Annotated in this window: 13 protein-coding genes and 1 riboswitch; of the genes, 9 read left to right on the top strand and 4 right to left on the bottom strand. The window is 27.4% G+C overall.

The window, feature by feature from the left end; genetic code table 11:
* Positions 1–431: 431 nt before the first annotated feature.
* The 3 genes from RDX53_RS12320 to RDX53_RS12310 all read left to right on the top strand — a co-directional run bounded on the left by RDX53_RS12320 (position 432) and on the right by RDX53_RS12310 (position 4,192).
* Positions 432–1,004: a hypothetical protein gene (locus RDX53_RS12320; RefSeq protein WP_307994255.1), complete on the top strand. Its 573-nt coding sequence runs from the start codon at positions 432–434 to the stop codon at positions 1,002–1,004.
* Positions 1,001–2,062 carry an FtsK/SpoIIIE domain-containing protein gene (locus tag RDX53_RS12315; protein WP_307994254.1) on the top strand — a complete coding sequence of 354 codons (1,062 nt, stop codon included), beginning with the start codon at positions 1,001–1,003 and terminating at the stop codon, positions 2,060–2,062. Before RDX53_RS12320 ends, RDX53_RS12315 begins: the two co-directional genes overlap by 4 nt.
* An 879-nt stretch (positions 2,063–2,941) precedes the next feature.
* Positions 2,942–4,192 carry a hemolysin family protein gene (locus RDX53_RS12310; protein WP_207743865.1) on the top strand — a complete coding sequence of 417 codons (1,251 nt, stop codon included), beginning with the start codon at positions 2,942–2,944 and terminating at the stop codon, positions 4,190–4,192.
* A 49-nt stretch (positions 4,193–4,241) separates the two neighbouring features.
* Here RDX53_RS12310 and yfcE read toward each other — a convergent pair whose 3' ends face one another.
* Positions 4,242–4,808: a phosphodiesterase gene (gene yfcE, locus RDX53_RS12305; protein ID WP_195931243.1), complete on the bottom strand. Its 567-nt coding sequence runs from the start codon at positions 4,806–4,808 to the stop codon at positions 4,242–4,244.
* 34 nt (positions 4,809–4,842) lie between these two features.
* Positions 4,843–5,643: an NAD(+)/NADH kinase gene (locus tag RDX53_RS12300; protein ID WP_195931245.1), complete on the bottom strand. Its 801-nt coding sequence runs from the start codon at positions 5,641–5,643 to the stop codon at positions 4,843–4,845.
* A 198-nt stretch (positions 5,644–5,841) separates the two neighbouring features.
* Here RDX53_RS12300 and RDX53_RS12295 point away from each other — a divergent pair, with 198 nt between their 5' ends.
* From RDX53_RS12295 to RDX53_RS12270, 6 genes are all read left to right on the top strand, one after another.
* Positions 5,842–6,336: a YbaK/EbsC family protein gene (locus tag RDX53_RS12295; RefSeq protein ID WP_195931258.1), complete on the top strand. Its 495-nt coding sequence runs from the start codon at positions 5,842–5,844 to the stop codon at positions 6,334–6,336.
* A gap of 186 nt (positions 6,337–6,522) precedes the next feature.
* A complete protein-coding gene (locus RDX53_RS12290; RefSeq protein WP_195931259.1) occupies positions 6,523–7,428 on the top strand; it encodes an RluA family pseudouridine synthase in 906 nt (301 codons plus the stop codon).
* Positions 7,429–7,442: 14 nt separating this feature from the next.
* Positions 7,443–8,447, top strand: a complete 1,005-nt coding sequence (locus tag RDX53_RS12285) for a nucleoid-associated protein (protein WP_195931247.1) — start codon at positions 7,443–7,445, stop codon at positions 8,445–8,447.
* An 86-nt stretch (positions 8,448–8,533) separates the two neighbouring features.
* A riboswitch (cobalamin riboswitch) is annotated at positions 8,534–8,711 on the top strand.
* 301 nt (positions 8,712–9,012) lie between these two features.
* Entirely contained in the window at positions 9,013–9,927 is a 915-nt protein-coding gene (locus RDX53_RS12280) for an ABC transporter substrate-binding protein (RefSeq protein ID WP_195931249.1), read from the top strand.
* Positions 9,908–10,933 carry an iron ABC transporter permease gene (locus RDX53_RS12275; RefSeq protein ID WP_195931251.1) on the top strand — a complete coding sequence of 342 codons (1,026 nt, stop codon included), beginning with the start codon at positions 9,908–9,910 and terminating at the stop codon, positions 10,931–10,933. Before RDX53_RS12280 ends, RDX53_RS12275 begins: the two co-directional genes overlap by 20 nt.
* Before the next feature lie 5 nt (positions 10,934–10,938).
* Positions 10,939–11,727, top strand: coding sequence for an ABC transporter ATP-binding protein (locus RDX53_RS12270; RefSeq protein WP_195931253.1), 789 nt, complete (start codon positions 10,939–10,941; stop codon positions 11,725–11,727).
* 86 nt (positions 11,728–11,813) lie between these two features.
* Here RDX53_RS12270 and RDX53_RS12265 read toward each other — a convergent pair whose 3' ends face one another.
* Both RDX53_RS12265 and acpP read right to left on the bottom strand, forming a co-directional pair.
* Entirely contained in the window at positions 11,814–12,569 is a 756-nt protein-coding gene (locus RDX53_RS12265) for an alpha/beta hydrolase (RefSeq protein ID WP_195931254.1), read from the bottom strand.
* Between the two features lie 302 nt (positions 12,570–12,871).
* Complete coding sequence (gene acpP, locus RDX53_RS12260) at positions 12,872–13,099, bottom strand: acyl carrier protein (protein WP_216569108.1); 228 nt, start codon at positions 13,097–13,099, stop codon at positions 12,872–12,874.
* Positions 13,100–13,263 lie beyond the last annotated feature (164 nt).

The following is a 13,263-nucleotide window of genomic DNA, read 5'->3' as shown; positions in this document are numbered from 1 at the left end:
AAAGAAGGTATAAGAATACATATGTAAAATAAATTTATATTTAAATTATTTATAAAAAATGTATAAAAATTTTTAAACTGGAAATAATATAAGTATAATAAATAAGAATTAAATATAAATATATCCCTGATACTTTAGTTATTTTTAATTTCAAATTGAAACGGGAAAAAATAACTAAAAATAAAAGATGGGGGAGTCTGTGCGGCGGGGCCAATAAATAAAAAGACATTGGCGCTGCTTTTTATTTATTTAAACCACGCAATTGTACAAGCCTAACTCTAGCGATATCAACAAAAATTAGTGTGAAGCGTAAAAAACACACTTCACATAATCAATCACATAGTTAATCAAATAATTTTTTAAAAAATAGTCAAATATGTGAACCGCATTGCATATATATTAAATATAAAAAGAAAAAGGGGGAAAATAATATGCAAGAACGAGATCTAAAAATTTTAAGTTTCTTAACTATGTGCAGAATATGTACTAGAAAACAAGTACAGGAATTATTATTTCCAGATGTCCATGAAAATATACCATTAAGAAGGCTAAAAAAATTAAGCGATGAAGGTTATATAAATAGAAAGATGTTTAATGTAGAAGGTACTAAGAATATGTACGTATATTTTTTAGATAAACAACCAAAAAAGAAACTAATCACGCATGATCTTTATATAACCGACTTTTTAGTGAAGCTTATAAAGAATGGATATGAAATTTTAGATTTTAAGAAAAGTCCACAAATAGGCAATATAATTCCAGATGCATACCTAAAGATAAGAAAAAATAAAAGAATAAAACGAATATTGCTTGAAGTCCAAATAAGTCCTAATGACTGCCTATCAAAATATAAAAAAATTAAAGATATAATAATAGAAAATACAGATTGGCCTGTTATGCCTACGTTATATGTTATTAATAACCAGGGCTTAAATAAAAATCTAAAGGATATAAAAGTTATCTATGATAATTGCAAAATAGAAAAGGTAGGTGACTTAATATGATTAATCTATTGATAGATAGTATATTTAATGCTGCTAAAGCAATAGAGAATATGGTATTCAAGAGAAAATATAATTGGGATAAACTATTTTATGAGATTAACCTATGTAATCGTAGTAAAGAATATCCATGGTTACATCACCAGTGCGACAATGAGTTTTATTTTACTATTCCTATAGGCCTTTCAATAAATGATTTTATAAAATATAAAATAGAAATAGCAACCTTTCTAAAGATAAACCAAAATGATTTAAAAATAGAGTATAACAATACATTAATATTAATACGTATAAATAAACAAAATGAAACTTATAACTATGAAGATTATAAGTTTGATAATAAGAAAGGAGTTCCAATAGGCATAGATTTAGATAGACATAATATTATTTACTGGGACTATAGTTCACCGAATCAGTGTCATTTATTAATTGCAGGAAGTACAGGTTCAGGCAAAAGTGTATGCTTAGATGTTATTGTAAATAATCTAATAAGAAGAAAAAATATAGATCTCTATATTCAAGATACGAAATTAATAGATTTATATAGATATAAAAATAGATGTAAGTACTATGGAGAAGGTAAAAATGGAATAGAAGATATTATGGAAGAATTAACCGAAGAAATGGAAAGAAGATATAAAGTTTTAAGAAAAAATAAAGATAAGAGGTATAAATCCATATTCTTAATAATAGAAGAATTAGCAAGTTTTAATCCAAAATCAGATAAAGAGTTTTATAGATTACTAGGAGAGTTATTATCTAAAGGTAGAGCAGCAAGTATTTGTGTTATATTAACAACACAAACACCATATGCTGAAATACTTCCAGGAGTATTAAAATCTAACATTAACACGAAAATTGGATTAAAGACAAATACAAAAGAAGCAAGTAAAGTAGTTTGTGGAGACTATGAAGCTTTAATGAACTTAAAAGGTAAAGGACATGGTAAAATTTTTACAGCAAATAGTGTAAAAGAAATACAATGTTTTAAAATAGAAGAAGCACCTACTGCTGCAACAGTAGATGCTCCAGATGATAATAAAAAGGCCAACAACCATTAATTAACATCTATTTATATTATATAAGAATATTAACATTTTAGCTATTAGATTTTAAATAATTTAAATTCAAAAAAATATTTTAGTGACCGAAAAGTGACCAAAACATATTTTTAGGTTAATTGGAATTAAATTGAAAAAAGCTTGTAATTATTGAAATTACAGAAAAAAAGAGGCACCTACAAGGGGGAAAAAATTGTAGATGCCTTAAAATATATACTTATTAGGGGGAGAGATATATATAATTTCCGCTCTCATATATAAGTGTTGCCTAAACTTCAAGTATATATACATGTTTTTTATAATTTTTTTGAAAAATTAAAAATCGTTCATCTCATATCAACAAGAGGTTTCAAGAAAAATATTTAAATTTTTCTTAATATAATATATGTTTTAAACTACAATATGACACAAAAAAAGACAAAAAACGAGCATATTTTTTTAAAAATATAAAATGAATCGAATTAATAAAAAATATGTATATTTATCTTGAGTTATATAATTATTAATAATCTTGAGTTTATACTTAAATATAGTTTGTATTTTGTCAGAAATAATATTTATTATAATTTGCTTGTCCTAAATTAAATTTATAAATCTAGTCTAAAATTTATATTTAACAATATAGTATAATTATAAAGCTATATAAATTTAAGATATAAGATTTTAATTAAAATTATGATTTACAATTATAGTAATTTATAGTTTATAGTTAATTTTAATTATTTTTTAATAATAAATTCAAATAATATAATTATAATTAGATAAGATAATTTTAAAAATGTTTTTTAGGTAAAGTTTTAACTATATTTTCAAATTAGTTTTTTTTATGCTATAATTAGTACTAATATAAAATTTACGAAATTAGGAGAGTGGTAAAGGTTGGGTTCGACCGAAAATATATTACAAATAGGTTTATTAATAGTTTTACTGTTGGGATCAGGATTTTTCTCAGCATCTGAGACATCATTAATGTCTCTTAGCAAAATTAGAATTAGGTATATGGAAGAAGAGGGTGTAAAAGGTGCTAAATTAGTATCTTCACTTATTGAAAAATCAAGTGATTTACTTAGTTCAATTTTAGTAGGAAACAACGTGGTAAATATAGCTGCAACATCTGTTTCAACATCTTTATTTATAAATATATTTGGAGATGGAGGAGTTGCTATAGCTACAGCTGTAATGACAGTACTTGTTTTAATTTTTGGAGAAATAACACCAAAAACTATTGCAGCAAATAGCCCAGAAAAAATAGCAGTTATAGTATCTAAACCAATTAGTATAATAATGAAAATTACAAAACCGATAGTTTGGGTATTTAATCTTTTAACAGGTATTATCTTTAAAATTATGGGAATAGAAAATGACGGAGTTAAACCATTTATAACAGAAGAAGAATTAAAAGCTATGGTAAATGTGAGTCATGAAGAAGGCGTTTTAGAAATTGAAGAACGCGAAATAATAAATAATGTATTCCAATTTGGAGATATGCAAGCAAAAGAAGCTATGATTCAAAGATTAGATATGGTAGCTGTAAATATAGAAGATAGTTACGATGAAATAATAGAATTATTTAAAAGTGAAAAGTTAAGTAGATTACCTGTATATCAAGAGAGTATAGATGATATAGTGGGAATATTAAATATAAAAGATATTATTTTCTTAAGTGATGAGGAAATACAAAACTTTAATATAAAAAATTACGTTAGAGAAGCATTTTTTACTTACGAATTTAAAAAGATAACTCAACTTCTTGAGGAAATGAAAAAAGAAAAGAGTCAAATGGCTATAGTTGTAGATGAGTACGGTGGTACAGCTGGACTTCTTACAATAGAAGACTTAGTCGAAGTAATCGTTGGGGATATAGACGATGAATACGACGAGGAAGAAGAGGAAATTGTAAAAGTAAGTGATAATGAATATTTAGTTGAAGGTAGTACAAAAATATCAGATGTAAATGAGCAAATTGGAATAAACTTTGAATCAGATGAATTTGATTCTATAGGAGGATTTATAATCGGATATTTAAAACGTATACCTGAAGAAAATGAATTAATCGAAGTTGGAAATGTTAAATTTAGCGTTGAAAGTATCGATAAAAATAGAATAAACAAAATTAGAATATTTGTATAAAAAAATTGCTAGATATAATCTAGCAATTTTTTTATTCTAGCGAATTTTTTTATAATTCTATAATTTCACCAGTAGTTATATCTACTAAATTGATATCCATATCTACTTGGTGATTGTTGCCTTCGATAGGCTCGATTTCTATTATAGCTACAGAATGGCTTCCATCTTTAGGTATAGATGTACTTCCTGGATTTAGAACTACTAAATCTTCATCCATATATAATTCTTTTACATGAGTATGTCCTAAGATTAATACATTGGCTTCTTTAGCTTTGGCTCTTTTTATAATTTCTTCTTTTGGCTCTAGATATCCGTGATCTAATAAGAATGTTACTCTACCAACTTCAGTTAAAACATATCCATCTTCAATAGGATGTTTTATAACCATTTGGTCTACATCAGCATCACAATTTCCTCTAACTATTATCATATTATCTAGATTGTTTATTTTTTCTATCACACCTTTAGGGTTGTATCCTTCTGGTAAATCATTTCTAGGTCCATGATATAAAACGTCTCCTATATGGAATATTACATCACAGTCCTCTAATAAGTCTAATGCTTTTTCGAAATAAGGTAAGCTACCGTGTGTGTCACTCATTACACCTATTTTCATAGTTATCCTCCTGGAAATATTAAATTTATAAATTTTATAAGAACTTTTCAGTTACTCTGCTCCAAAACTCGTAGTTTGACATTCTAAGTAGTTTTACTTTTAAATCAGATACAAATATAGATATATCTACTATTTGTTTAAATTGATATTCGACTCCGTCAACTACTATTAATATAGAGTCTTCAAATCTATATTCTGGAGCTATTTTTACGATTGAATCTTTTGAACAAATAATGCTAGAAGTAAAACTTCTGTAAGCATTTGTATTTATAGGGGCAAGGGGTGTAATTTGCATTACATTTATACTTGGGTCTATTATACTTCCGCTAGCAGCATAATTATATGCAGTAGATCCTGTTGAAGTTGATACTATTAGACCGTCACCACTAAAATTTTGTACATGGTGGTCATTTATTCCTAAAGATAAATGTATAGTTCTAGATTTATATCCTTTTACAACGACTTCATTTACAGCGAATACATCATTGCAATTAGATTTAGTACAGACAGTTGACTGAAGAACGGGAATTTCTTGAACTATGTAGTCTCCAACTAAATATGATTCAATAAAATGATCTATATCAGATGGAGCAAAGTCTGGGAAGAATCCTAAATGTCCAGTATTTATTCCTAAAATAGGAACTTCTGGAAATTCAAAGTCATGTACCGTCTGTAAAAAAGAACCATCTCCACCTATGGAAATAATAAGTTCAGTTTCAGGGTGAAATTCATCGCAAACTGTAAATCCTGCCTTTTGTAATTTATCTGTCAAAATATCCTTAGTCATTATAGATTTTGGTAAATTATTTGAGTTAATTGTAATAATTCTTTCCATTATCCCACCTCTTTATAAGATGTATTATAACACATATTCTTGTAGACTATAACAATTTAGAATTATTATTATAAATTTAATGTAATTTTAGAAATATATAGTAGATGCAAATAAATGTTAATATTTGTTATATAATGGTATAGGGAAGTGAAATGTATGATATACTATATTGTAAAGACTAAATATAGAGGTGTAAAAATGTCAATAGAAAAAGTTAAGGAATATTTTGCGGAATATGGAAGAGAAGATGACATTTTAGAATTTGACAAATCAAGTGCAACAGTTGAATTAGCAGCACAAGCGGCTAATGTTATACCAGCGAGAATAGCTAAAACTTTATCTTTTAAAAATAAAGAAGGAGACAATGCTATTTTAGTAGTAGTTGCTGGTGATGCTAAAATCGACAATAAAAAATATAAATCAGAATTTGCTACTAAGGCAAAAATGCTAACACCAGAAGAAGTCATTAAATATATTGGACATGCTATAGGTGGAGTTTGTCCATTTGCAATAGAAAATAAAGGTGTAAAAGTGTTTTTAGATGTATCTATGAAGAGGTTTAATACAGTATTTCCCGCTTGTGGAAGTAGCAACTCAGCTATAGAATTAACTTGTGATGAGATGGAAAAATACTCACATTGTGAAAAGTGGGTAGATGTATGCAAATCATATGATGAGACACTATCAGAATAGACATAAAATTAAAATAAAGATTATTTGAATTTAACTACATAAATATCCAATCAACATTAAAAGGAGTTTCTCATAGAGATACTCCTTTTAATGTTGATTGGATATTTATGGAACAATATTTACCTTCATTATATTTGAAAATTAGTGTAAAATATATATGTTAATAAAAAGGAAGTGGGTGTGAATTTGTTCAAAAAAGAAGATCAAAAATATAATCTTATTTCATATATAAATGAAGATGACGACTTAACACTAAAAGAAATTTTACTAGATAAATTAAATTTCTCAGTTAGATATGCATCTAAATTAAAAAGATTTAAAACAGTTACAGTAAATAAAAACTTCAAAAAATTAGATAAAAAAGTTAAAAAGGGCGACTTAATAGAAGTAGAGATAAAAGAAGATATGGCAAACTTTGCGCCACAAGATTTAAACTTAAATATAATTTATGATGATTTTGATTTAATTATGGTAGATAAACCTCCATTTATGGTAGTTCATCCGACAAAGAGCCACTTTGAAAATACTATGGCAAATGGAGTTACAGACTACATTGTTAAAAAGGGCGAAGATGTCAAAATAAGATTTGTAAATAGACTAGATATGAATACATCTGGATTAGTAATAGTAGCAAAAAATCCATTTGCTCAACATGTATTATCTAGTGAGATGAAAAGCGATGATTTTGAAAAGAAATATATAACAGTAGTAAAAGGAATCATTAAAGACGACGAAAATACTATAAATGAGCCAATTTACAGACCTACAGATGACAGCATAAAGAGAGTTGTAGATCCTAGAGGACAAGAGTCGATTACTCATTACAAAGTATTAGAAAGATTAAATGATGCTACTGTAGTAGAAGTTAAATTAGAAACAGGAAGAACTCACCAAATAAGAGTACACATGGCACATATAGGCCATCCAATTATAGGAGATGAACTATATGGTTATGTTGATGAAAATCTAATAAAAAGACAGGCTCTACATGCATATGGTCTGAAGTTTAAACAACCTAGAACAAAAGAAGTTTTAGCGTTTAAAGCTGAAATTCCTGATGATATGAAGATGCTAATTGAAAAATTAAGATAAAAGGAGAGAAGTAAATGATTATACATAAATCCATAGTACACGTACTAGATAAAAATAGCGATAGTCCTATATTAAATGACTACGAATGTAGAAACAGCTTAGAAGTGGATAAATTTTTCCAAAAAATAATAAACAGAGTTTCAAAAGACGACGATTTAAGAAAAGCTGAATTTAACGATTATAACAATAATATTGTTAAAAACTGTTGTGAGCAAATTATATATGACGAAGATACATTCTTACAAAATTCAAAAGAAATAGCGGCATATTTATTTGAAATTATGAAACAAAGTGAAGAGATGGACTCTTGTGACTTAGCTATTTGTCTATACAGTGTAAAAGATGAAAAAAATGTAGCTATAATGAGATTAGAGTATAAAAAACTTTATACACATTCAATTGAATTTGTAGAAGATAAATTTAATATACAAATAGTATCAAATGAAATTGGAATACCTGAGACAGGGCGTCCAAAACAATGTGCATTAGTAGGTCTTAGTGGTATAAATGATGAATATCATTTTAAACTATTAGATAAAGATGCTGAAAAAGAACAACTAGAAACAAAGTTTGTTACAGCGTTTTTAAATGCTAAAAAAATAGAAGATGATAAATATAAAACAAAAGTATTTAAAACAACAGCAGAAAATTGGATAACAAATGCAATTTCAGATGATATGAAAAAAGCAGAAGATATAAGAAGTATGCTTAATTATACATTAAAAGAAAAAGAAGAAATAAATGTTGAGGAATTTGTTCAAAATAATATAATCGATAAAGATTTAAAAGAAAGTTTCAAAGAACACATGGAAGACAAAGGATTAACTGAAAACTTTTCAGTTGATAAAAAATGGGTTGAAAAGAAACTTAAAAAGAGAAGTATAAAAACAGATAATGGATTTGATATAAAAGCAAATTTATCAGATTTTGAAGACCCTATGAAATATAGTGTTAGAAAAAATGAAAATGGTACATTCGATATAGTAATAAAAAATATATCTTTCTATGAAGAAAAATAATTTTACATAAATTTCATTTTATGGTAGTTATTCGAAGTTGCTTTTTACTCTATTAAAATAATGTTAGATTATGTTATAATTACGTGAAAGCATAAAGGTATAGAGGTTCTAATTTAGATTAATAGGGAAGCTAGGTGAGATTCCTTCGCAGCCCCCGTTACTGTGATGCTGACTATTTATTCGATAACCACTGCTATTTTGCGGGAAGGTGAATAAATGGGATGAAGCTAAGCCAGGAGACCTGCCTTATATACAATAAGAAAATCTTCGGGGTGGAGAATTTTACTTTAAAATAAGAACGGTATTTTAAAAGAAAAACTAACCTTGTGTTAGTTTTTCTTTTTTTGCAAAAGATACATATAATTTATAATTTTGAAAAATAATATCGTAAAAGCATAACAAAATGTTATTGCTTATTTTAAAATATAGTTACAAAAAAAATTGTAATTCTGCTATAATCATAAAATATATGGAGATTATAGTCAAATTATGGTAAAACCCTGGCTGGATTAATCTTGATATAAGCTTTAAAAATTTTAAAAAAGGTATATGAGGAGGAATTCATATGAAAAAGAAATTATTATCAATTTTACTATGTTTAACACTTATATTTTCTGTTGGGTGTAGTAAAGGCGAAAGCGAAAAAACAATAACTGACAGAGCTGGTAACGAAGTTAAAGTTCCAACAAAAATCGAAAAAATTATATCTACTGCACCATCAAATACAGAAATATTAGTTGGGTTGGGATTAGCTGATAAAATTATAGCAGCAGATACATACTCAGAAGGAATTGAAGGTTTAAGCAAAGACACTAAATTAATGGACTTCCAAAATCCAGATGCAGAAGCAATGGTTGAGTTAGATCCAGATATAGTAATAGCTTCAGGATATAACCAAGTAGGTTCATCAGAAGATCCATATAAATCAGTAAGTGATGCAGGTATACCTGTTGTATATATACCAAGTAGTAGCAGTATAGACGGTATATATAAAGACATAGAGTTCATAGCTGAACTTGTAAATGAAAAAGATAAAGGAAATGAAATAATCGATTCTATGAAAAAAGATGTAGAATCAATAAAAGAAATAGGCAGCAAAATAAAAGATAAAAAGACAGTTTATTTTGAAATAGGTCCAGCACCAACATTATACAGTGTAGGAAAAGACACATTCATAAATGAAATGATACAAATAATAGGTGCAAAAAATATATTTGCAGATAAAGATGCTTGGATATCACCAAGTGAAGAAGCTGTAATAGATGCAAATCCAGATGTTATATTAACTAACGTTAACTATGTAGAAAATCCAACAGAAGAAATAATGAGTAGAACTGGATGGGAAAACATAACTGCAGTAAAAGATAAAGCAGTATATTCTATAGATGCAAACTCATCTTCAAGACCAACACAAAATATAATAAAAGCTTTAAAAGAAATGGCAAAAGCTGTATACCCAGATGAATACAAAGACAAATAGAACAAAGTGTGCAATTAGTATACTTATACTTATATTTATTATTTATATTGGAACTTCCATTGGGAGTTCCAATATTAGTATGTTAGACACTATATCTATAATCGCAAATAAATTGATAAATATACCTCTTAGAGACGGTGTAATGCCAAAGGACGTATCTATTATATGGAAGATTAGGTTGCCTAGGGTTTTATTGGCGTTTTTAGTAGGAGGGTGTTTGGCTACTAGTGGTGCAGTTGTACAATCGATATTAAAAAATCAACTAGCATCACCATATACATTAGGTGTATCATCAGGTGCATCTTTAGGAGCAGGTCTTGTAATTGTAACAGGAGTAACAATTCCTGTAATAGGAGGTTTTACACTTCCGTTTGTTGGATTTATATTTGGACTTTTTACAGTTTATTTAGTTATATTATTTTCTAGTAAAATTGACAAAACCATGTCCAATAATACAATAATATTAGCGGGGATGGTTTTTTCTTTATTTGTCAATGCCTTACTTACAACTTTAACTGCGATGTTTTCAGAAGACTTAAAGAGTATAGCACTTTGGCAAATGGGAAGCTTTGCTATGAGAGGTTGGACATATGTATGGCTTATAATTCCATTTTGCTTAGTCGGTATGATAGGCATACTTAGATACACAAAAGAGATGGATATACTTACTTTTGGAGAAGAACAAGCCCAATCTGTAGGTGTAGATACATCAAAAGTAAAGACAAAACTATTTGTATTTTCAGCAATATTGACAGGAGGAGCAGTATCTCTTAGTGGTACAATTGGATTTGTAGACTTGATAGCTCCTCATGTTGTTAGAAAAATATTTGGATCTAATCATAAATATGTAATACCGATGACATTTATATTTGGAGGATGTTTAATGGTAATTACAGATTTGATTGCAAGAAGTATTTTTGACTCAACTGAATTACCAGTAGGGGCGGTGACTGCTATTATAGGAGCACCATTCTTTGCTTATGTTTATTTTAAAAAGGCGAGTTGATAATTATGTTAGAAATTAAAAATCTTTATAGTGGATATGATGAAAAAGATATATTAAAAGATATAAATTTTAAAGTTAAAAATGGAGAAAATTTATGTATAGTTGGTCCAAATGGATGTGGAAAAAGTACACTTCTAAAATCTATTGCTAATCTTTTAGAATATAGAGGAAGTGTAATGATTGATGATGAGGAAGTATCATCTATGGATAGAAAAGAATTTGCAAAGAAAGTTGGACTTATGAGCCAAATTACTCAAATTTATTTTCCATACACAATTTACGATACTGTAGCATTAGGTAGATATGCTTATAGCAAAGGGGCATTTAGTAAATTATCTAAACAAGATGAAAAAATCATATTAGATAGTATAAAAAAAGTCGGACTTTTAGATATAAAAGATAAGCTTATTACTGAACTTTCAGGTGGGCAAATACAAAGAGTTTTCTTGGCTAGAGTATTCGCTCAAGACCCAGATATTATACTACTTGATGAGCCTACAAACCACTTGGACTTAAAAAACCAAATAGATTTATTAGAAAATCTAAAAGAATGGATTAAGGTAAATAATAAAATCGTAGTAGGAGTACTACATGATTTAAATTTAGTTCAATATTTCGCAGATAATGTGCTTATGTTGAAAGATGGGCAAATAGTAGCTTATGGAGAGCCACAAGAAGTATTAAATAATCCTATCTTAAATGAATTATATGGAATCAATATAAAAGAGTTTATGTTAGATATTTTAAAGAAATGGGATAGACCATCTATTACAAAAAAGCATATAATTAAATAAATATTTTACTAAAAAGACTAGCTTAATAAATTAAGCTAGTCTTTTTATTTGTATATGTTATTAATTTAAAAGATTAGTTTTAAATATTAAAGTAGAAAATCTATAAAAGCAGGGACTTGTTTTTCCCAACTAGCTTCATTATGTTCTCCACCAGGAACTAATCTAGGATAACATATAGCTCCTTTAGATTGAAGTGTATGGCATAACTCTAACATATAAGAAGTAAAGTCAACTAATTTATTATTTTGTTCTAATTCATTACTTCCTATACTCATAAAGAACTTGCTACCCCTTTGAGAGTCGTTTTGTACTGCTTCTGCTATTAATTTATCATAGCAAAATTCAAATGAAGGAGATAAACACGCACATTTTGAGAATATATGAGAGTATTTAATTCCAGCATATGTTGCCATTAATCCACCTAAAGAGCTTCCACCGATAAGCGTATTTTTTTTATCGGGTTTTGTTCTGTACTCAGAATCAATCATAGGTTTTATTACATTTACCATCCAATTTAAATAAGCATCTCCCTTGCCTTCAATAAACTCACCATTATAATTATCTAAATTATAAGGAGAGTATTCTGAGACCCTCTCATTGCCTTCAAAACTGCATTGAATACCTACGACAATTAATTGTACATTATTAGAATCTAAATATTCTTTCATACCCCATGATTTACCGAAAGCAGCTTCTTCATCAAAGAATAAATTATGTCCATCGAACATATAAAGCACAGGATATTTTTTTCTTCTTTCATTGTAATCATCTGGAAGATAGATGTTTATAACTCTACTACCAGAAAACACACCTTCCATCTCAATATACTTTTTTTCTATCATCAGTAACCACCTCATGTATATTTTAATTTATTATTTAATATACCATAATTTGGAAAATAAATGTATACAAAATATACAGAAAGATAAGTTTATACATATAAAATAGAATATATGACAAAAAATACGAAAATATAACATATAAAAAATAGGTATTTTAAGAAATTATGTATTATAAAGTCATCAAAATTGAGATCGAAGGTTTACATATTGATAAATAAAAAATTGTAAAATAAAAAGCTATAGGAAATAAACGTTTATTTTCTATAGCTTATTTTTTAACTTCTGAAATATAGAAGTCTTTATTATTTATTTTCTTCAATGTAATTCACTATATCGCCGATAGTTTTGAATTCTTCAGCGTCTTCTTCAGCAATTTCTATATCATATTTATCTTCTAATGCCATGATTACTTCAACTGCATCTAAAGAATCAGCATTTAAATCATCTTTCAGAGAAGTATCTAAAGTTAACTCATCTAAATCGTCTATGCTTAATTGCTCTGCTATTATGTCTCTTATTTCTTCAAACATTTCATACCTCCAACTGTATTGAATAATTAAATTTTTAATAGTAGTTTAATATAATAGTAATTAATTTTCAATATATATTTAGAAAATAGTAGAATTATTTTTAAATTCTATAAATAGTAATTTTTTTTAATAATATAAAATATTTATTGCTTTTTTTGTTATGC

Origin of the sequence: uncultured Intestinibacter sp., from assembly GCF_902468165.1 — a bacterium.
GTDB lineage: Bacteria > Bacillota > Clostridia > Peptostreptococcales > Peptostreptococcaceae > Intestinibacter.
This window is presented reverse-complemented; position numbering and strand designations above follow the sequence as displayed.